This is a genomic window from Rothia sp. HMSC075F09, from assembly GCF_001810515.1.
Taxonomy (GTDB): Bacteria; Actinomycetota; Actinomycetes; order Actinomycetales; family Micrococcaceae; genus Rothia.
The window spans coordinates 1-20,170 of sequence record NZ_KV801785.1; the positions used below are offsets into that span (position 1 = coordinate 1).

21 protein-coding genes are annotated in these 20,170 nt (G+C 57.5%); 5 read left to right on the forward strand and 16 right to left on the reverse strand.

Features of this window, described 5'->3' with window-relative positions; genetic code table 11:
- Window positions 1-250 precede the first annotated feature (250 nt).
- The 9 genes from dnaB to HMPREF2749_RS04150 all read right to left on the reverse strand — a co-directional run bounded on the left by dnaB (window position 251) and on the right by HMPREF2749_RS04150 (window position 8,504).
- On the reverse strand, window positions 251-1,606 hold the full coding sequence (gene dnaB / locus HMPREF2749_RS04110; protein ID WP_070593509.1) for a replicative DNA helicase: 1,356 nt from the start codon (window positions 1,604-1,606) through the stop codon (window positions 251-253).
- A gap of 105 nt (window positions 1,607-1,711) precedes the next feature.
- Window positions 1,712-2,728 (reverse strand): glycosyltransferase, encoded by a 1,017-nt coding sequence (locus tag HMPREF2749_RS04115; protein WP_246823498.1) that lies wholly within the window; start codon window positions 2,726-2,728, stop codon window positions 1,712-1,714.
- A 336-nt stretch (window positions 2,729-3,064) separates the two neighbouring features.
- A complete protein-coding gene (locus HMPREF2749_RS04120; protein ID WP_049326735.1) occupies window positions 3,065-3,871 on the reverse strand; it encodes a class I SAM-dependent methyltransferase in 807 nt (268 codons plus the stop codon).
- A gap of 644 nt (window positions 3,872-4,515) precedes the next feature.
- The gene (locus HMPREF2749_RS04125) at window positions 4,516-4,821 is read right to left on the reverse strand and encodes a hypothetical protein (RefSeq protein WP_005504046.1); all 306 of its coding nucleotides are present in this window, start codon (window positions 4,819-4,821) and stop codon (window positions 4,516-4,518) included.
- Window positions 4,822-5,062: 241 nt separating this feature from the next.
- Window positions 5,063-5,515 carry a 50S ribosomal protein L9 gene (gene rplI / locus HMPREF2749_RS04130; RefSeq protein ID WP_049341934.1) on the reverse strand — a complete coding sequence of 151 codons (453 nt, stop codon included), beginning with the start codon at window positions 5,513-5,515 and terminating at the stop codon, window positions 5,063-5,065.
- A 20-nt stretch (window positions 5,516-5,535) separates the two neighbouring features.
- Window positions 5,536-5,772 (reverse strand): 30S ribosomal protein S18, encoded by a 237-nt coding sequence (gene rpsR / locus HMPREF2749_RS04135; protein ID WP_004005948.1) that lies wholly within the window; start codon window positions 5,770-5,772, stop codon window positions 5,536-5,538.
- Between the two features lie 83 nt (window positions 5,773-5,855).
- Window positions 5,856-6,488, reverse strand: coding sequence for a single-stranded DNA-binding protein (locus tag HMPREF2749_RS04140; RefSeq protein ID WP_005504055.1), 633 nt, complete (start codon window positions 6,486-6,488; stop codon window positions 5,856-5,858).
- A 95-nt stretch (window positions 6,489-6,583) separates the two neighbouring features.
- Window positions 6,584-6,889: a 30S ribosomal protein S6 gene (gene rpsF / locus HMPREF2749_RS04145; RefSeq protein WP_005504056.1), complete on the reverse strand. Its 306-nt coding sequence runs from the start codon at window positions 6,887-6,889 to the stop codon at window positions 6,584-6,586.
- A 190-nt stretch (window positions 6,890-7,079) separates the two neighbouring features.
- Complete coding sequence (locus tag HMPREF2749_RS04150) at window positions 7,080-8,504, reverse strand: CCA tRNA nucleotidyltransferase (RefSeq protein ID WP_070593511.1); 1,425 nt, start codon at window positions 8,502-8,504, stop codon at window positions 7,080-7,082.
- 126 nt (window positions 8,505-8,630) lie between these two features.
- Between HMPREF2749_RS04150 and HMPREF2749_RS04155 the strand changes: the two genes are divergently transcribed.
- The 5 genes from HMPREF2749_RS04155 to trxA all read left to right on the forward strand — a co-directional run bounded on the left by HMPREF2749_RS04155 (window position 8,631) and on the right by trxA (window position 13,913).
- Window positions 8,631-9,134, forward strand: coding sequence for an NUDIX hydrolase (locus tag HMPREF2749_RS04155; RefSeq protein ID WP_005504058.1), 504 nt, complete (start codon window positions 8,631-8,633; stop codon window positions 9,132-9,134).
- Window positions 9,135-9,200: 66 nt separating this feature from the next.
- A complete protein-coding gene (murJ, locus tag HMPREF2749_RS04160; protein ID WP_070593512.1) occupies window positions 9,201-10,865 on the forward strand; it encodes a murein biosynthesis integral membrane protein MurJ in 1,665 nt (554 codons plus the stop codon).
- A 196-nt stretch (window positions 10,866-11,061) separates the two neighbouring features.
- The gene (locus HMPREF2749_RS04165) at window positions 11,062-12,252 is read left to right on the forward strand and encodes a serine/threonine protein kinase (RefSeq protein ID WP_246822855.1); all 1,191 of its coding nucleotides are present in this window, start codon (window positions 11,062-11,064) and stop codon (window positions 12,250-12,252) included.
- A 246-nt stretch (window positions 12,253-12,498) separates the two neighbouring features.
- On the forward strand, window positions 12,499-13,533 hold the full coding sequence (gene trxB / locus HMPREF2749_RS04170; RefSeq protein WP_049349947.1) for a thioredoxin-disulfide reductase: 1,035 nt from the start codon (window positions 12,499-12,501) through the stop codon (window positions 13,531-13,533).
- Window positions 13,534-13,586: 53 nt separating this feature from the next.
- Window positions 13,587-13,913 (forward strand): thioredoxin, encoded by a 327-nt coding sequence (gene trxA, locus HMPREF2749_RS04175; protein WP_005504074.1) that lies wholly within the window; start codon window positions 13,587-13,589, stop codon window positions 13,911-13,913.
- Between the two features lie 112 nt (window positions 13,914-14,025).
- Here the strand turns inward: trxA and HMPREF2749_RS04180 are convergent, their stop codons facing one another.
- The 7 genes from HMPREF2749_RS04180 to rnpA form a co-directional block, all read right to left on the reverse strand.
- Window positions 14,026-15,324, reverse strand: coding sequence for a ParB/RepB/Spo0J family partition protein (locus HMPREF2749_RS04180; protein ID WP_049349948.1), 1,299 nt, complete (start codon window positions 15,322-15,324; stop codon window positions 14,026-14,028).
- Between the two features lie 236 nt (window positions 15,325-15,560).
- Window positions 15,561-16,403: a ParA family protein gene (locus tag HMPREF2749_RS04185; RefSeq protein WP_049349949.1), complete on the reverse strand. Its 843-nt coding sequence runs from the start codon at window positions 16,401-16,403 to the stop codon at window positions 15,561-15,563.
- A 457-nt stretch (window positions 16,404-16,860) separates the two neighbouring features.
- Entirely contained in the window at window positions 16,861-17,502 is a 642-nt protein-coding gene (rsmG, locus tag HMPREF2749_RS04190) for a 16S rRNA (guanine(527)-N(7))-methyltransferase RsmG (protein ID WP_080976690.1), read from the reverse strand.
- Window position 17,503: 1 nt separating this feature from the next.
- Window positions 17,504-18,070, reverse strand: coding sequence for a Jag family protein (locus HMPREF2749_RS04195; RefSeq protein ID WP_049362093.1), 567 nt, complete (start codon window positions 18,068-18,070; stop codon window positions 17,504-17,506).
- A 111-nt stretch (window positions 18,071-18,181) separates the two neighbouring features.
- The gene (yidC, locus tag HMPREF2749_RS04200; RefSeq protein WP_012904383.1) at window positions 18,182-19,171 is read right to left on the reverse strand and encodes a membrane protein insertase YidC; all 990 of its coding nucleotides are present in this window, start codon (window positions 19,169-19,171) and stop codon (window positions 18,182-18,184) included.
- Between the two features lie 51 nt (window positions 19,172-19,222).
- Entirely contained in the window at window positions 19,223-19,696 is a 474-nt protein-coding gene (gene yidD, locus HMPREF2749_RS04205; protein ID WP_070593514.1) for a membrane protein insertion efficiency factor YidD, read from the reverse strand.
- Window positions 19,693-20,058 carry a ribonuclease P protein component gene (rnpA, locus tag HMPREF2749_RS04210; RefSeq protein WP_049357545.1) on the reverse strand — a complete coding sequence of 122 codons (366 nt, stop codon included), beginning with the start codon at window positions 20,056-20,058 and terminating at the stop codon, window positions 19,693-19,695. Before rnpA ends, yidD begins: the two co-directional genes overlap by 4 nt.
- Window positions 20,059-20,170: the final 112 nt, after the last annotated feature.

Here is a 20,170-nt window from a genome sequence, read left to right on the forward strand (position 1 = left end):
GTGCTAAAAAATCTTTAAAAAACTTCCAAAAAACCTTATAAACGCAGAAGAAACCACTCAAACCCTCACAGAATGCCCTCTAGAACCCCCTCCGCAGCCCCTATTCCCATACCCTGCGCTTGATTCCTAACCCTGCACGATTCCTAACTCTGCATTTGGGTACCCATACCTATAGATGCGAAAAAGCCCCTCCCCTTCCATCCTGTAATGAATAGAAGAAGAGGGGTGCAGCTACAGAGTGCTGAGCTGATTAGTACTGGGGAGGCGCCTCATTCGCCATATTGTTGAAGCGCGAATACTTACCGCTAAACGCCAACGGGATAGTACGAGTCGGACCACCACGGTGCTTAGCAATAATCATGTCCGCCTCACCCACGCGCTCACTATCCGGGTTATACATATCCTCACGATGCAGCAGAATCACCATATCCGCATCCTGCTCAATAGAACCCGACTCACGCAGATCCGAAACCATCGGACGCTTATCAGTACGCTGCTCCGAACCACGGTTCAACTGAGACAGCGCAATCACCGGAACATCCAGCTCCTTAGCCAACAGCTTCAGGCTACGAGAGAACTCCGAAACCTCCTGCTGACGCGACTCAACCTTCTTACCCGAACTCATCAGCTGCAGGTAGTCCAGCACCACAAGCTTCAAATCATTACGTTGCTTGAGGCGACGACACTTCGCGCGAATCTCCATCAGAGTCATATTCGGCGAATCATCAATAAAGAGAGGCGCAGAATCAATACGACCCTGCAGAGTCGCCAAGTTCGTCCAACCCTCAGTATCCAGGTCGCCCTTCTTCAGACGACCCATCGAAATCTTGCCCTCCGCAGAGAGAATACGCATCGCCAACTCAGTACGACTCATCTCCAGTGAGAAAAACACAGTCGTCATCTGATGATGAATAGACGCAGAACGAGCAATATCAAGAGCCAAAGTCGACTTACCCACACCCGGACGAGCCGCAATAACAATCATCTGGCCACCGTGCAGACCACCGGTCAGCTCATCAAACTCAATAAAGTCAGTCGGCACACCGTACACGCCATCGGGGCGGTTCGAGTTCGCATCAATCTCATTGATGGTCTCCTCCAACGCATCAGAGAAAGATACATAATCTTCCTTCGCGTTACCATCAGTCACCGCATAAATCTCAGCCTGCGCCTGATCGACCAAAGTATCGACCTCAGTCTCATTGGCGTAACCCAGCTGAGCAATCTTCGTACCCGCCTCAATCAGGCGGCGCATAATCGCGTGCTCCTTAACAATCTCAGCGTAATACTGAGCGTTAGCAGCAGTCGGAACCGACGCAATCAGCGTATGAATATAGGACGCGCCGCCCACACGAGTCAGCTCGCCGCGCTTCTTCAGCTCATCAGCAACCGTAATCGCATCCGCAGGGCTGCCGTGACCATAAAGAGAAAGAATCGCCTCATAAATCGTCTCGTGCGCCGGCTTATAGAAATCAGACGCACGCAGGCTCTCAACCACATCCGCAATAGCGTCCTTCGACAGCAGCATACCACCGAGCACCGACTGCTCAGCCACATCATCATGAGGCATAGTGCGGGAACCATAATCAATGGCAGTTTCAGACATGCTTATCCTCGCGTTTCAATCCGATATCTACGACGTTCCAGAAACAATTTCTGCAGAACTCCTATGCTAGTTTCTCACGAAGGCACACGCGAAACCCATACACACCTAACGGGCAGCGCGCAGATAGTCCTCAATCTTCTCAACGGCGAGCGCCGCGCCATCCATAGTGCGCATCGCCTCACCCAGCTGCCGCGCCCTGGCGCGCATGCCCTCATCAGCCAGCAGACGGTCCAGAATATCGCGCATATTGCCGCGGCGCACATCATTCTTCGTAAAGCGCAGGGCGTTACCGTAGCGCACGCACTCCTCAATATTCCAGCTCTGCTCAGCCTGCATCGCAATACCGGCAAAGGGCACACCCGCCAGGCACGCCGTCTGTACCGTCCCCTCACCGCCGTGGGTCATCGAGGCGTCAATATGGCCGGCGAGCAGATGCGCCGGAACAGTCCCGGCGAAATGGATGTTGTTGCCCAGCATGCTGGTATCCGAGAGCTGCACCCCGCCGCCGACCAGCACATCCACAGGAGCCGCTGACAGCTGCCGCAGCACCTGCGCCAAAATATCTGCAGAGCCGGATGATCCCATTCCCACGTAAATCAGGGGCCGATCTCTAGGCTCGTGAACAATCTGCGGCAGCTCACCGGGCGCACGGTAATAAATAGGACCCACACCAACATCAGGTTCTATCAAAGAATCCCCGCGCAGCTGCGTAAACAGAGAACAGATAAGATTCACGTCGGCGCTGAGCATATCCACGGTACGGCGAGGAAGCCTAAGCCCATACTCACGTGCCACACGCATAAAAGAAACCGGCTTATACGAAAACACTCGCGCCACCGCTCGCAACCACCCCGGTGCCGCAAGCTCGCCGCCTACAGGCTTCTTCGAAAAATACGTCGACGAATAAGCGTACGGGCGCGCATAGAAAATAGGGATACCCGCAATACGCGCAGACAGTAGCATCGTCAGGTTAGAACCAATCACCACCGCATCCGCATTAAAGTCACGAATAGCCGCGAGCTCAGCGGTGACCCGCCGACGCACCATATCGGTTGTGAAAGGATGCCGCACTCCCCTGCCCTGATCCAGCGCCATAATCTGCTCCACCTCAGCATCGCTCATGATTGGCTCGCTAAGGTGCACAGGAAGCCCGGCGCTTTCCAGCAGTCCTATGTACTTAGGGGAGTACACGTGGAACAAGACCGTATGACCTTGCTCCCGAGCCACACGCGCTATCTCAATGCAGCGCGTGGTTTCACCCATATTGAAGCTTTCGGGAGAGAAAAGAATACGGCTCATAACAATCTCCGGCAGGCGCACACGTGACTGAGCCGATTCTGCGGCTCATACACCGCGGCTCATACACCTCAGTGTAAAACGGAGCCCCAGTATTCCCCCGTATAACGAGGAATACTAAGGCTCCGTTTCGCTGTATAAGCTTTGCGGTGTGATTCTGTCTTACTTCTTACGCAGAATCAGACCGATAGCGCCAATATGGTCGGCGTGACGGCGGAACACACCGCGCATACCCAGCACACGCTCACGAATCTGCGGCTTACGCGCCAGGTTGAACGCAATCTTCGCAACGCCGGCGGGACCCTCATCAGCCAGCAGACGCTTCGGCTCCAGCAGAGCCATATCGGTCTGGTACACATCCAGCACCTCAAAGCCAGCCTCTTCCGCCAGGGCAGTCCACTCGGCAACGGTCAGCGGGCGGGCATTCACGCGGATAGTGCGCGCCAAATCCTTCTGAATCTCTTCCTTCAGCTCGGGGCGCAGATAATCGGGAACCAGCGACATCTCGTGAATAGCGTAGTAGCCGCCCGGACGCAGCAGACGAGCCGCCTCACGCATAATCTCCAGCTTGTGCTTATCGGTCTGCATGGTCAGCATCGCCTCGCCCACCACGGCGTCATAGCTTTCCGAGGGCAGACCGGTCTCCTGTGCGCTAGCGTTCACCACACGGTAGTTCGGCTTAGTCGATGCACCAATACGCTCGGTTACGATTTCAGCAGCCTTGGGATCAAGGTCCACACCGGTATAGCTCTTGGGGGAACGCTTCACAATCTCCAGGGCGGTAATACCCAGGCCCGGCGCAAACTCCACGACGTCAATGTCGCCGCCCAGAGCACGAGCCAGCAGCCAGTTGGTGGTCTCGCGGCCGCCGGGGCGCAGAACCTTCTTGCCCAGCTGAGCCAGCAGCCAGTGACCTGCTGCCTTTTCGGCGGGGCGGTCGGTACCGGGAACGGAAGGGGTCTTAGACACGGAAGACAACTCCTCAATACTTGTATTTAATATGCAAAATTTATCTTTCCCAATTCTAGACCCGCCACCCCAAGAAAGGAAATGTGACGTTATATAGAAGTGTGGTTGCCCTTTGTTACAGCATGCCGCAACACCACTACAGCCATCCTTGCCACACACCCTAGAGATTAAACAGAAACTGGAGCTGAACCTCTCGGTCCAACCCCAGTCTCATCACACACACATACATACGAAAATCAGAGCCACTTCCGCAAGGAAAGTCCAACTTTCTGATGGTCCTCTCGAACCATCTATATAAAGTATTACGCGTAAACCTTTATTCCCTGTAGGTTAAAGCTGTAAGAAAGCTGGGAATAGATTTTTCTTCAAAATCGAGGTGCAGCACCCCGGATTTCACGCGGAAACTACACGTCGCGTTAAAAGAAGAAAGGCAAGGCGCTTTTGCCTTGCCATCCTTCTTTCGCTAGCGGGCGACCCCGCTACACGAAACACACACATTCACATCGCAGTCCTCTCGAACCAACACTTATAGTAAACACCCCCAACCTTATGGGAGGATTGAATTTCGCTGGAAACAAGCTGGGAGAAAACCAACAGAACCCTGAGAGCTTTGATATTGTGCAGTTCGCGGACTCTAAACCGGGCTAATAAGCCGCCATATACAGACCCAGCAGCACCAACGGGTTAACCGCTACAGAAATAACCGCCAAGCAAATATTAGCCACGCGGTACTGACGGAACTTCACCAGACCCACCAGCGCGCACACCAGCGCAACACTGGACGCAAGGCCGCCAACCACCAGCAAAAGAAGCAGAAGAGCAGTAGCGACATTCGCGTCCGCAAATGGGATAACCGCTAGAGCGCACAGCAGCAAATTGATGCACTCCAACACCACACCCGTGGACAGAAGCTGCGCGCTAGAAGACAAACGTGAAAAAGATCGAGCCATGTCTACCAGTCTACGGGGTCAATTGGCGTACTTCGCAGCCGCAACCGCTCTAGCCACCAATCCTTCTACTACCCTACCCCTATTCTCAACCTCTCAAAAACAATGTTTCACGTGAAACATGCACCGGAGCGGGCACAGCTATGGGTACAACAAACGGGGTGCCCCTCACGAAGAGGGACACCCCGTCCGACACTCAACGCCGCAGCATCAAAGCACCAGCGTCAAATATCTAAAAACCTACTTACGCAGCAGCAACGACGTCCAGGACAACGTTAGCAACAACGTCAGGGTGCAGGCGGACAGTCACCTTGTACTCACCGGTGCGCTTGATAGCGGAACCCAGGTGGATGGTGCGCTTGTCAACGGAGCCAATGCCAGCAGCCTCAATAGCCTCAGCAATAGCCTCAGCCTTGACGGTACCGAACAGGCGGCCGTCAGCGCCAGCCTTGTGTGCAACGACAACCGGCTTAGCAGCCAGGGCCGCAGCAATTGCCTGAGCCTCTTCCAGAGAAGCCTTAGCACGAGCCGCACGAGCGGCACGGATGGACTCAACCTGCTTCTCGCCACCCTGGGTCCAGGTCACGGCGAAGCCGCGGGGCAGCAGGTAGTTACGTGCGTAACCGTCCTTAACGGTGACAACATCGCCAGCTGCACCGAGGCCGGAAACTTCCTGAGTCAGAATGATCTTAGCCATGTTACTGTCTCTCCTTCTCTTTAGCGGCCAGCGCCGGAGTAGGGCAGCAGTGCAACTTCGCGGGCGTTCTTAATAGCCTGAGCGATCTTGCGCTGCTCCTGAACGGTCACGCCAGTCACGCGGCGAGCGCGGATCTTGCCGCGGTCGGAGATGAACTTGCGCAGAAGTGCGACGTCCTTGTAGTCGATAACGGTGACGTCAGCAGCCTTGAGGGGGTTCTGCTTGGGTTTGGGCTTACGGATTTCAGCCTTAGCCATCGTGGTGCTCCTTAGAGTTGGGAGCCCGCGGCGGATAACCGCGGGATGGATTGATAAATTACTATTCGGAAAACGAAACCGGCTTAGAACGGAGGTTCGTCGTCGGCGCCGCTACCCCAGTCATAGTTACCACCAGACTGAGAACTCCACGGATCAGCAGCAGGAGCTGCGGGGGCCGCCGGAGCAGCCGGAGCGGAGTAGCCAGACTGGCCAGAGTAACCATTACCCTGAGCAGCAGCAAAATTGTTCTGCTGAGGAGCGGAGAAACCGCCCTGAGCAGCAGCGTTGTACCCAGCGCCACCGCCAAAGCCACCCTGCGCACCGCCACCGAAGTTATTACCTCCGGCAGAACGCTGTGCGCGAGTCACCTGAGCAGTAGCAAAACGCAGAGTCGGGCCGATCTCCTCGACCTCAAGCTCAAACGAAGTACGACGCTCGCCTTCCTTGGTCTCGTACGAGCGAGACTTCAGACGGCCCTGCGCGATAACCTGAGTACCCTTCTTCAGAGTCTCTGCAACATTCTCAGCGTAACCACGCCACACCGACGCACGCAGGAACAGGGTCTCCCCATCCTCCCACTGGTTCGTCTGGCGGTTAAAAGTACGCGGAGTCGATGCGATCGTGAAATTAGCAACCGCCGCACCCGCAGGGGTGTAACGAAGCTCCGGATCGCCAGTCAGATTACCAATAACGGTAATAACGGTATCGCCTGCCATTTGATGCCTCCTCGATAAGAGTTACAAGTATGTTGAATCCAGTACAGCGCAACCCCCTGACATTTTTAGGGGGTCAGCCGACCGGCAAGAAACAACTACTTGCTGGAGATCTTCTGATCCTCCGGGCGGATGATCTTGGTACGCATGACGGACTCGTTCAGGTTCAGAACACGATCGAGCTCAGCTGCGGTCTCGGGGGTAGAGGTGAAGTTCACCACTGCGTAGATACCCTCAGACTTCTTCTGGATCTCGTATGCCAGGCGACGACGGCCCCAGATATCGACGTTGTCGACGGAACCACCCTCGTTGGTCACGATCTCGAGGAACTTGGACAGCGACGGCTCAACCGCACGGTCCTCAACCTCGGGGCTGAGGATAACCATCAGTTCATATGCACGCATGATTAAACCCCTCCTTTGGGCTAAACGGCTATGGGATTTCCATAGCAGGAGATTCATTGTGCTCTACACGTGAAGCACACCGGGTGGGGAACACGCATAGATTTCTTAACAATACACGAGAAAAAGCAGATAGAACAGTACCGCACCGCGTGACCTCAACCATGCGATGCGGTACCGAAAACCGCAGAAGCTACGCTTTCTGACGCTGCTCCCACCACTGCACCAGACGAGCCTTCGCCTCCTCCTCAGGAAGCGAACCCTCATCCAGACGCAAATTCAACAAGAACTTATACGCCTCACCCACCACCGGGCCCGGCGCAATACCAAGAATCTGCATAATCTGACCGCCATCCAGATCCGGACGGATCGAATCCAGCTCCTCCTGAGCAGCCAACTCAGCAATACGACGCTCCAAATCGTCATACGCCTCAGCCAGCGAGCGCGACAGACGACGATTACGAGTCGTCACATCAGAACGCGACACACGATGCAGACGCTCCAGCTGATCGCCCGCATCACGCACATAGCGGCGCACCGCAGAATCAGTCCAACCCGACTCACGGTAACCATAGAACCGCATATGCAGCTCCACCAGACGAGCCACAGCCTTAATCGTGTCATTATCAAAACGCAGCGCACGCATACGCTTCTTCACCATCTTCGCGCCCACCACCTCATGGTGCAGGAACGAGACGGAGCCGTCCTTCTCAAACTTACGAGTCTTCGGCTTACCAATATCGTGCATCAACGCCGCAAAACGCAGAATAAAATCAGGAGCCGGGCACGGGCCATCCTCGTCCGTCTCCTTCTCCATCGCCTGCTCCATCACCTTCAACGAATGCGCATACACATCCTTATGGTGATGCGCAGGATCCATCTCCATACGCAACGCAGGAAGCTCCGGCAACACATAATCCGCCAAACCCGTATCCACCAGCAGGTTCAAACCCACCCGCGGATAATCCGCCTCAATCAGCTTCACCAGCTCATCACGCACACGCTCAGCCGAAATAATCTCAATACGGCCAGCCATCTCACGCATCGCCTCGAAAACCTCCGGGGCAACCTCAAGATTAAAACGCGCAGCAAAACGAGCCGCACGCATCATACGCAGCGGATCCTCAGAAAAAGACTCCTCCGGCGAGCGCGGAGTACGCAAAACACCCGCACGCAAATCCTCAACGCCACCAAACAAGTCAACAACCTCACCACTGGGCAAAGCCGCCGCCATCGCATTAATCGTGAAATCACGACGCACCAAATCGGCGCTCAAATCCGTGCCGAACTCCACCGTCGGCTTACGCGAATCCGAAACATACACCTCAGCACGGTACGTGGTCACCTCATACACCACGCCATTCTTCCGCGCACTAATCGTGCCGTACTCCTTGCCGATATCCCACGTATGCTCACCCCACCCACGCAGAATCTGCTCGCTCTGCTCCGGAGTAGCATCCGTCGTCAAATCAAAATCAGTGAAATGGCCGCCATCATCCAGCAGATTGTCGCGGACAATACCGCCCACCAAGTACAGCTCAAAACCCGCCGCACGGTACAGTTCTCCCAGCTCGGCGGCATCCGGGTACTTCGACACAACATCAATAATCAGCGACATAATCCTTTAATCGTGCCAGAAAAACCACCCACACGCCCACCCCACACCCACAACACCCCACCAAAGACAGCTATCTCACCCCAAACCGAGGCACCAAAACCTCAGCCTATCGGTTAAGGTAGAACCATGAGCATTCCCGTACCCCGCGCCCCCAAAACGCGCTTCACCGCGCCCGCGCGAGCGGTACCCGCCCCCGAAGAAGTCTCCGCAGGCGGGCTCATCATCGACTTCGACCGACCCGAACAGCTACCCGTAGCCATCATCGCCCGCATCAACCGCAACGGACAACGCGAATGGTGCCTACCCAAAGGCCACATCGAACACGGAGAAACCACCGTCGAAGCCGCACAACGCGAAATCAGCGAAGAAACCGGAATCACCGGCTACCCCGTAGCCTCCCTCGGCACCATCGCCTACTGGTTCACCTCCAACGGCACGCGCATCCACAAAACCGTGCACCACTACCTCTTCGCAGCAACCGGCGGCGAACTGAGCATCGACAACGACCCCGACCACGAAGCAATCGACGTCGCATGGGTCCCCCTCGAAGAGCTCCCCACCCGCCTCTCATTCGCCAACGAGCAACACATCGCCCGCAGCGCGCGCGAATACATCACCACCCAGCTCTAAACACCCGTTAAATAGAGCCCCAAAAACTAAAAGAAGCAATCACCCGCCGAAACAGGAGAGACATACGTGGCACGTAACGACGCCCGCTCAAGCGCAATCATGGCAGCAGGCACCCTCGTCTCGCGCATCCTCGGATTCGTCAAGACCATCCTGCTCACCGTAGCCATCGGCTCACTCTCAACCGTCGGCGACGTCTTCGAAACCGCCAACACCCTACCCAACCTCATCTACGTCCTAGTAGCAGGCGGCGTGTTCAACGCAGTCCTCGTACCCCAAATCATCAAGGCGGCCAAAGCACAAGACGGCGGCGCACGATATATCTCCAAACTCGTCACCCTCACCGTCACCGCAATCGGCCTCATCACCATTATCACTGTCGCCTGCGCCTGGCCCATCATCAGCATTATGGGCTCAGGATGGAGCCCCGAACAACGGCAGCTCGGCTTCATCTTCTCCCTCTGGTGCCTACCCCAAATCTTCTTCTACGGCCTCTACACCGTCATCGGACAGGTCCTCAACGCCAAAGACGCATTCGGCGCCTACATGTGGTCGCCCGTACTCAACAACGTCATCACCATCCTGTCGCTGATCCTGTTCATCTTCCTCTTCGGCGCACAAACCCCCAACCCCAACCCGATTCACACCGTAGACAACTGGACCAACGCACAGACCCTCGTGCTCGCAGGCTCCTCCACCTTCGGCGTCATCATGCAGGCGCTCGTCCTGTTCATCCCCCTACGCAAGCTCGGCCTGCGCCTCAAGCCCGACTTCGCGTGGCGAGGCATCGGCCTGCGCGCAGCTTCCAAGCTCGCCGCCTGGACCCTCGCCTCCGGCATCATCTCCAACCTCGCATTCCTCTACATGACCAAGGTCGCCGCAGGCATCGTCGGTCAGCGCGAACACTACGCCGCCCTCGGCATCCAAATCCCCGGCCTGCAGGCACTCAACTACGCCTCCATGCTGTACATGCTCCCACACGGCGTCATCGGCATCTCCATCGCCACCGTGCTCTTCAACCGCATGAGCGCCTCCGCCATCGCCGACGACAGCGACAGCGTCATCTACGCACTCTCCCACGGCCTACGCAACGCAGCAGTAGCCACCGTCTTCTGCATGGTCGCACTCATGGTACTCGCAGGCCCCGTCGCCGTGCTCTTCAGCGGCGGCGACCCCATCGCAGCAACCATCATCGCCAAGCTCATCGTCATCACCGCGCTCGGCACCCCCACCCTCACCATCAACTACCTCTACAGCCGCGTGCTCTACGCCCGCGAAGACGCACGCACCCCCTTCCGCATCCAGGTGTACTCCGCCATCATCATGGTCATCATGAGCTTCGCAGCGTCCCTGCTCGACGCACAGTACACCGTGTATATGCTCGCCTTCATCTACCCGGTGCACAACATCCTGATCCTGTTCATCAGCCACCACATGGTCCGCCGCCGCCTCGGCTACTACGGCCAGCGCGGCATCGTCAGCACCTACGCCCGCACCACCCTCGCGTCCCTCTTCGCCGGCGGAATCGCAGCCATCGCGCTCTGGCTGCTCGGCGGCTACCAGCTCGACGGATTCGCCTGGGCCTCCAAGCTCACCGCAATCATCACCCTCGCCGTATGCGGCACCGTCATGGGCCTGGCATACCTCGCCGGCATACAGATCTTCCGCGTCAAGGAAGCCAACGCACTACTGGCGCCCCTCACCTCCAAACTTGAGCGTTTTGCCCGCCGCTAAAGCAGCACACAACGCCCAACCCGGGTAGCTGCCCGTGCACCCACCTCACCCCACGCCGGGGCCCGCAGAGGACACAGGCAACCACCCGGACGCCACAAACTATCACTCAGCCCCAGCATCCTTCAATGCCGGGTAGAATCTAATAGTCAGGGCCCGCCACACGGCAGGCACTATGAAACCACCTCGGGAGAACACGTTGTCGCAACAGATTCCGGTCGGATCGGTCCTCGGAGGCCGCTACGAGATCACCGCACACATCATCATTACGGCAGAATCCGACATGGTGCTTGAAGGCACCGACCAGATTCTCAACCGTAAGGTCTCGGTCGTCGTCGCATCGCCCAGCCGCAGCGCACTGCTGGAAGCAAACTCCCGCGCGCTCGCAACCAACGCACGCGGCAACATCCAGATTCTCGACCTGGGCATCACCCCCGAAGGTAGCCGCTACCTCGTCACCTCCCACACCCGCCCCGACACCCTGCTGGACACCCTGCTGGTCGAAAACCACGCACTCTCCAACGCAGAAGACGCGCTGGGCACCGAAATCTTCGGCGACTCCGAAAGCGGCAGCTCCCCCAACACCTACGAGAAGGTCTCTGCTTCCAGCGCCAACCAGGAGAGCATCACCGCTGCCAAGAACTGGAACGCATCCGACAGCGCAGCCGTCACCGCGTACTCCGAACCCACCAGCATCTACGAGGATGACGAAGACGAAGAAGACGGCAGCCGCGGCACCTGGGCCGTCGCCCTGGCAGCAGTCCTGCTGCTCGTCATCGTCGCAGGCGGTATCCTCACCTCCCTGGGCGCAATCGGCTCCAACCAGGCAGCCGCACCGCACACCCCCAAGTCCTCTATGTCCGCCTCCGAATCGGCTGCGGCAAACGCCAGCGCATCGGCATCCCCGACCGCTAAGGCATCGAACGCACCGGCGAAGATCGCGTCCGTGGCTCGCTTCGTGCCCTCGAACCCCACGTTCATGAACGACATGGACACCCTCATCCCGAACCTGACCGACGGTAACGCCAACACCGCATGGATCAGCTACGGCTTCGGCACCGCCAACTACGCCGGCACCATCAAGGAATTCGGCCTGGCACTGAAGTTGCAGACCCCCACCGTCGTCTCCAAGCTGACCATCCAGCAGAACACCGGCACCGGCGGCTCCTTCACCGTCTACACCAACAGCTCTGCATCCCTGGACGGTGCGGTTGAGGTCGGCAAGGGCACCTTCGAAGGCAAGGATGCAGTCGTCACCCTGGACACCTCCAAGCAGAGCGCAGAAAAGGGTGCCTACGTGATCATCGTGGTCAACGAGCTGCCCCGCCTCTCCCTGCCGATTGGAACGTGGAATTACGGTCTGCGCATCAACGAAATCAAGGTGGACTAATCAACCCATAACGCGACGCCGACAGTGCGCTCACGCCCCAGACACAAGGGCGGGGCTTCTGAACTCAACAGTTCGGAAGCCCCGCCCTTTTTGATGTCTATTTATGACTCTTTATGGCAGGGTGGCTACTCAAAGATTCACAGTGCGCGGAGTATCTGGATAAGGGTCCCCCAAAAATGGAATAATCGAGGATAAAGCCCTGTTATAGGGGCAGAACGAAAGACCTACAACGGAAAGATATATCTGATGACTGAGAATCTGGGAGGCCTCTTCGGAGGCTCCGCCCTGGGCAATCTGAACCTCGCATCCGCGCCCGCCACCAAAGCCGCACCGGCAGCCGAGGTTAAGGCCGACGCAACCGTCCACAACGTCATTATTGTGGGCTCCGGCCCCGCCGGCTACACCGCGGCAATCTACGCGGCACGCGCCGAGCTGAAGCCCGTCCTCTTCGCAAGCTCCCTGGCACCCGGCGGCGCCCTCATGAACACCACCGAGGTGGAGAACTTCCCCGGCTTCATTCAGGGCATCCAGGGCCCCGAGCTGATGGAGAACATCGGCCAGCAGGCTGAGCGTTTCGGTACGGACATCCGCTACCAGGACGTAGAAAAGGTCGAACTCACCGGCGACGTGAAGAAGGTCTACACCGCAGACGGCGCCGTTCACCTGGCGAAGACCGTCATCATGACCACCGGTTCTCAGGTCCGTAAGCTCAACATCGAGGGCGAAGACCGACTCTCCGGTTACGGCGTCTCCTGGTGCGCAACCTGCGATGGCTTCTTCTTCAAGGACAAGGAAATCGCAGTGGTCGGCGGCGGCGACTCCGCGCTGGAGGAGGCGCTGTTCCTGACGACCTTCGCATCCAAGGTGTACCTGGTGCACCGCCGCGACTCTTTCCGTGCTTCGGAAATCATGCAGACCCGCGTGTTCAACAACCCGAAGATTGAGGTTGTCTGGGACTCGGCTGTCACCGCCGTTCACGGCGAGAGCAACCTCGAGTCGATCACCCTGACCAACACCAAGGACGGTTCTGAGCGCCAGCTGGCTGTTCAGGGTCTGTTCATCGCTATTGGCTCCGATCCTCGCGTGGAACTGGTACGTGACCAGCTGGAGATTACCGAGAACCACACCATCGCGGTTCAGGGTCGTTCTTCGAAGACTTCCGTTCCCGGCGTTTTTGCTGCCGGTGACGTGATTGACCCGACCTACCGCCAGGCAATTATTGCTGCCGGTTCCGGTGCTGTTGCCGCTCTGGACGCGCAGCACTACCTCGAAAACCTCTAAACTATTCGTATTACTCGCTGGGGAATCCACCCCGTGTCAGAAAGGAGCACTCCATGAGCAGTGCACAGCAGGCAACTGATGCCACTTTTGACGAACTGGTTCTGAAGAACGACAAGCCCGTTATCGTGGACTTCTGGGCTGAATGGTGCGGCCCCTGCCGCATGGTTGGCCCCGTGATTGACGAGATCGCTGGCGAGTACGCCGGTCAGGTCGACGTGGTCAAGGTGGATGTTGAGGCGAATGGCGATACCGCTATGAAGTACGGCATTACCTCTATTCCCGCCATCTACCTTTTCAAGGGTGGCGAGGTCGTCAAGAAGACCGTAGGCGCTAAGACGAAGCCCGCTCTGCTGGCTGAGTTCTCCGAGCACCTGGGCTAATCTTTCGAGAAGCTAAAGAAAAACCCTCGGTGATGTTTCATGTGAAACATCACCGAGGGTTTTTTGTATATACAACTGATTTCAGTTGCTAAATATTGTTTTACGCGAAAATTTAGCCCGAGAAATCAGAATCCAAAACGCGGATGATACGGTTCAGATCCTCAACATTCGCAAATTCGATGGTCATCTTACCCTTGCGAGCACCCAGCGAAATCTTCACCGAAGTATCGAGCTTGTCAGCAAAAGCCTCCGCAATATAATCCAGGCGCTCACGGTGCTTCTGAGGCTGAGGAGTCTTGCGCTCCTTCACCTCCGCAGCGCCGGATGCGTGGTTCACCAACTCCTCGGTCGCACGAACCGACAGGCCCTCATTCACAATCTTCTGTGCGAGAGTCTCAATCTGAGCCTGGTCCGTCAGAGCCAGCAGGGCACGAGCGTGACCAGCGGAGAGAATACCCGCCGCAACGCGACGCTGCACCAGAGCCGGCAACTTCAGCAGACGAATCGTATTCGAAATCTGGGGGCGAGAACGACCAATGCGCTTAGCCAACTGCTCCTGAGTAGTATCGAACTCCTCCATGAGCTGCTGGTACGCCGCCGCCTCTTCAATGGGGTTCAGCTGACTGCGGTGCAGGTTCTCCAGCAGGGCATCACGGAGAAGATCGCCATCTTCGGTCTCACGAACAATCGCCGGGATGGTGCTCAGGCCAGCCGCCTGGGTTGCACGCCAGCGGCGCTCACCCATGACCAGTTCATACTTTTCGGCGCCGTTTTCGCGCGAGGGACGCACGACGATCGGCTGCAGAACGCCAATCTCACGTACCGAGTGGATGAGCTCTTCCATGTCCTGCTCATCAAAGTCGGTTCGGGGCTGCTTGCGGTTCGGGTGGATATCGCGAACGTTCAGCTCAGCAAACTGGGCGCCGGGAACCGGAACCAGGCCACCCTGCTCTTCGGAAGCGGACTGCGGGGTGGAGACATCTTCACCAAAGAAGAAGTCCACCGGGCGGCGAGTCAGGGTGGTATTGCGCAGTGCCGCACCCATGTCCACGCGGGATTTCTTCTTCGATGTTTCACGTGAAACATCCTGCGAGGGGGTGGAAGCTTCGACCTTCTCCTCTACCTTCTGAGCTTCAACAGGCTTTTCCTGAGCGGGTGCAGCTTCAGCAGGCTTAGCTTCTACAGACTCAGCTTTAGCGCTCTTGCGCTGCTTCTCCGGCTTAGCCTCGTGAGCCATTTCAAAGAGACCGTCAGTCATCGGCTCTTCAATCGGAGTAGACACCTTCTTGGGTGCAGTCTTTACTGCAGCAGTCTTTTCGACTGCCTTCGCCTCAGCATTACCAGAATTCTTCGTACTCTGAGGAATCAGCGCCCCCAGGCCACGACCCAAGCCGCGTCGCTTTTCAGCCATCGTTACTCCTTAGGACTCCCGGACGAGCCCGCTCATTTTTTCTTCTTCATCTAGTGTAAACGAAATAAGCACCCGAAAGCAGGAGTGAAAACTGCACAGCACATAATCCAAATTATTCCCGATAATTAATTCTCTAAGGCTGTTTTCTCGTGTTTCACCCAGAAAATACCGCACGCAATGAGCCCTTTTGAATCATCGATAGACAATTCAAAAGGGCTCATTTCAAAAGATTTAGATTATGCGGATCGGCGCGAGAGTTCCTGCGCCGCTTCGCGGTAGGCGCGAGCACCAGTCGACGAAGAATCGTAGGTAATGACGGTCTGCTGATAGCTGGGGGCCTCAGAGATACGAACCGAGCGAGGAATCTTCACGCTCAGAGTCTCCTCCGGGAAGTGCTCGCGCACCTCCTCAGCCACCTGGAACGCCAGGTTGGTGCGGGCATCGTACATGGTCAGCAGGATCGTGCTGATGCGCAGCTTAGAGTTCAGGTGCTTCTGAATCATCTGAATATTCTTCAGCAGCTGGCTCAGGCCTTCCAGAGCGTAGTACTCGCACTGAATCGGAATCAGAATCTCTTCTGCCGCGACGAAGGCGTTGACGGTCAGCAGACCGAGGCTCGGCGGGCAATCGATGAAGACATAGTCCAGGCGCTCCATGCCCTGCTTCTCGCGCCATTCGGTGTAGTCCATCAGGGCGTTTTTGAGGCGAGTCTCGCGTGCCACCAGGGAGACCAGCTCGATCTCCGCGCCCGCGAGGTCGATATTGGCGGGGGCACAGAACAGGCCGGGCATATCGGGACATTCCTGAACAATTTCAGAAAGCGGCTTATCCTCAATCAGAACGTTGTAGACACTGGGAACATCTACGCCGTGTTCGATGCCCAGTGCGGTCGAGGCGTTACCCTGCGGGTCGTTATCAATCACCAGGACGTTGAGCCCCGCCTCCGCGAGCGCAGCTGCGAGGTTCACGGCGGTACTGGTTTTACCCACGCCGCCCTTCTGGTTCGACACGGTGAAGACACGCGTATGCACAGGCTTGGGGAGCAAATCTGCAACAGATTTCTGAGCTTGAGGAGTCATCGGGTGCCTTCCATATTCCGGGTGGTGTGTCTACGGTGATGCTTCTTTTGATGCCTCGCGTGTGGCAATACTCTGCGGCATGTGTACGCGAGGAGGATTTACCCTCCACTCCCCCACCGTTCGCTCATCTCAGCATGTTTCACGTGAAACATACTCCGTGAGGTGATGAAGCCTGCAGTGTTTCACGTGAAACATTGGTGGTGCCTGAGTGGTTCGTGAAGGACTCGGGACCCCCTAGTGAACCAGCAGGCTTTGATGTAGAAGAGTCTAAGGTTTCACCCTCTCTTAAGGGTACCCGGCATCAGGTCAATACTCCACGCGAGAGGTCATTCTATGTACTCTGCGGATGCGAACACTCAACGCACCCCGGCAAACCTGCACACAAAAAATGGGCGGTACCGCGTAAGCCAGCCTATTCACTAGCTCATTGCGGTACCGCCCATTCAGGACGAAACCTTTAGAGGCGAACTCGAACCACCGTCGTCGGCTCTTCCAGCAGATCGCCGCCGGCGGTGAGAATCTCGGTCTCACGCGCACCGTAACGGTTCAGCTTCTTCTTCGCTTTAGTAATCTCCTCCGCGGCGCTACGACCCTTCAGAGCCAGCAGCTCACCGGTGCCGCGCAGAATCGGCAGAGTAATGTCCAGCAGGCCCACCAGAGCGGACACAGCACGCGCAGTCACCACATCGGCCTCCACAGCGCCCACAGCCTGCTCAGCACGCGAGCGCAGCACGGTCACGTTCTCCAGGCCCAGATCCTCGACAACCTCATTCAGCCAGATGACACGGCGTTCCAGAGGCTCAATCAGAGTCAGCTTCAAATCCGGGCGGGCAATCGCCAGGCACAGGCCGGGCAGACCGGCACCCGAACCGACATCGGCAACCGACGCATTCGGCGCGATGTATTCCTGCACCACGGCGCAGTTCAGCACGTGGCGAGCCCACAGGCGCGGCACCTCACGCGGGCCAATCAGACCGCGCTCAATACCGGTCGTCGCCAGGTGCTGCACGTAGCGCTCCGCTAAAGGCAGACGCTCACCGAACACAGCCTCCGCTGCGGCGCGCTCACTCTCGTTGAGAGTAACCATCAAAGTCTCCATACTAGGCTCCTACCTCGGGAAGAGAAATCACCACGTGACGGCGGGGGCCCTCGCCCTCAGACTCGCTGTACAAGCCAGCAGCAGCCACCACATCGTGCACGACCTTACGCTCGTACGGGCTCAGCGGCTTCATGTGCTCATCGCGACCGGTAGTGCGCACCTTCTCAATCGCATCAGCGGCAATCTTCTCCAGCTGCTCACGACGCTCAGCACGGTAGCCGGCAACATCCAGAATCAGGCGGGAACGGGTACCATTACCAGCCAGGACGGAGAGGCGCACCAGCTCCTGCAGAGCCTCCAGAACCTCACCGTGGCGGCCAACCAGGTGGCGCAGTTCCTCATTGTCGTCATCGTCATTAACGACCGACAGGTAGATGCGGTTATTGCGCACCTCAATATCAATGTCGCCGTCCATATCGACAATATCGAGGAGTTCTTCGAGGTAGTCAGCGGCGATATCGCCTTCCTCGTCGATGTCCTCAAAATCGTCTTCTTCGCCCTCAAAGGGCTCCTCTACCAGCTGCTCCTCAACGAGCTGCTCGTCCTCATATTCCATAGCTTCAGTCACAATAATCCTCGGGGTGTTCGGAGGGGTGTCCTAGGGGTAAAAAGTATCTCATACACGGCGCCGGGCCCGCGCCACACGTGGCGAGAACCCGGCCCGAATCACGGAAGAAAACTACTTCTTTCCGTTCTGCTTATTGCGCTGCTGCTTCTGGCGCTTCTTACTCACCGGCTGCTGGCGCTGACCGGCTGCGGCACGCTCACGCGCCTCCTGCAGGTCCTTCTCGTGCTGCTCGCGGGTCTTACCCACCGGGGGCAGGCCCTTCGCCGCACGGCGGGCGTTCAGCTCACGCTCGGCCTGGGAACCGGGGGTCGGGTTGTTGCGGATAACCCACCACTGCTGACCCAGCGACCAGAGGTTCGAGACGGTCCAGTAGTACAGCACACCAAGGGGGAAGTTGATACCGGAAACAGCGAAGATGATCGGGAAGATGTACATAATCATCTGCTGCTGACGGAACATCGGGGAGTTCAGAGCAGCCTCCGACATGTTCTTCACGCTCAGCTGCTTCTGGATGTAGAACTGGGTGGCGCTCATCAGAACAATCATGATGACCGCCTGAACAACGGTCGCGGTGGCGTCGCCAGCCCCCGGGTGCATCATGGTCGCGAAGAGCTGAGCACCGAAAATCTGGGAGTCGTTGAACTGATGCACTAGCTCAGCCGGCAGCATGAGCACGCCCTGGTTATTCTGCGCTGCGGTGGGCACGCTCATCAGCACCTGGTACAGACCGAAGAAGATCGGCATCTGAGCCAGAATCGGCAGGCAGGAGGCGAAGGGGTTCGTACCGTGCTTACGGTACATTTCCATCTGTTCCTGGGCCATGGCCTGGCGGGAGAGCTGGTCCTTCTTACCCTTGTACTTCTCCTGCAGCTTCGCCATATCGCCCTGCATTGCGGTCATACCGCGCATCGCCTTAATCTGCTTGACGAACAGCGGGATGGTCAGGGTACGCATCACCAGGGTCAGGAAGATAATGCACAGAACCCAAGTCAGGCCGGACGCCGGGTCCATACCCAGCGAAGTGAAAAGAGTGTGGAACAGCCACAGGACCACGGAGACGATCCATTTAAACGGCCAAAGAATCAAATCAAAAATATTCACGCGGGAATACTCCTTAAGGACTCGGCTAAGTCATTGTGTGGGAGGCGCCGCCTACTCAGGGCGGGCGTCACCACCGGTGTGAGGGGTGTAAAGATGGGGGTGGTTGAGCAGAATAATTTTCGGTTCTGCTCCGGGAGCGAAAGTACGCTTCCCCTCCGGGACTGGGTCGATACCTCCGGTCGCCCAGGGAACACACCGCAGAATACGGCGCACCGTCAGGGAAAGCCCGCCCATCGCACCGTGGGTGGTTAGCGCCTCCAGAGCGTAGGCTGAGCAGGTCGGGTAGTAGCGGCACACATCCCCGTAGAGGGGGGAGACGACCTTGCGGTAGGCCTTCATGCACACGATCAGCAGGTTCTGCGGTAAAACGTAGAGAGCCTGCAGGAAAGTTTCAGGCCTTACGAATTCGTTAGGTGCTAGTGCCAGCAGCTCGTCGGGGCCCAGAGTCTCGGCAGATGCGCTATAGGTGCCGCTGTGATGCGCGTGGAAGCGTTCTTCACAGCGGTCACGCTGGGAACGACTCACGGCTTCTCCTTGCTCTGAGGCAGGTCGAACTTAGCGAACGCGGTCTCGAGTGCCGATTCGTAGTCGCGGCGCAACTGATCCCAGCTGGCGCTCGCGGAGGCGGGAAGCGCTCGCACAGCAATGGCGTAGCCTTCCGGATGCGCGGCGCAGGTGAGCGCGGCAAGTTCACGCAACCGGCGCTTGACCAGATTGCGTGTGACTGCGTTGCCCACCGCCTTCGACACAATGAAACCTACCTGGGTTGTTTTTCCAGGATTTTTCGCCGTAGATACAACGATGTTCCGACGTCCTGTACGGATGCCGGAACGGAAGGCGTGGGAGAATTCTGCGCTGGTGCGCATACGGTGCCGTTGAGGCAGCACGTGTTCCCCTTTACGTAGTGTGGGAGATTCGGCTCATGTGGTGAGCTGACCTCCGCGTGTATTTCACGCTTAATGATAGTTCGCCCGCCGATGCGTGTGCATCGGCGGGGGG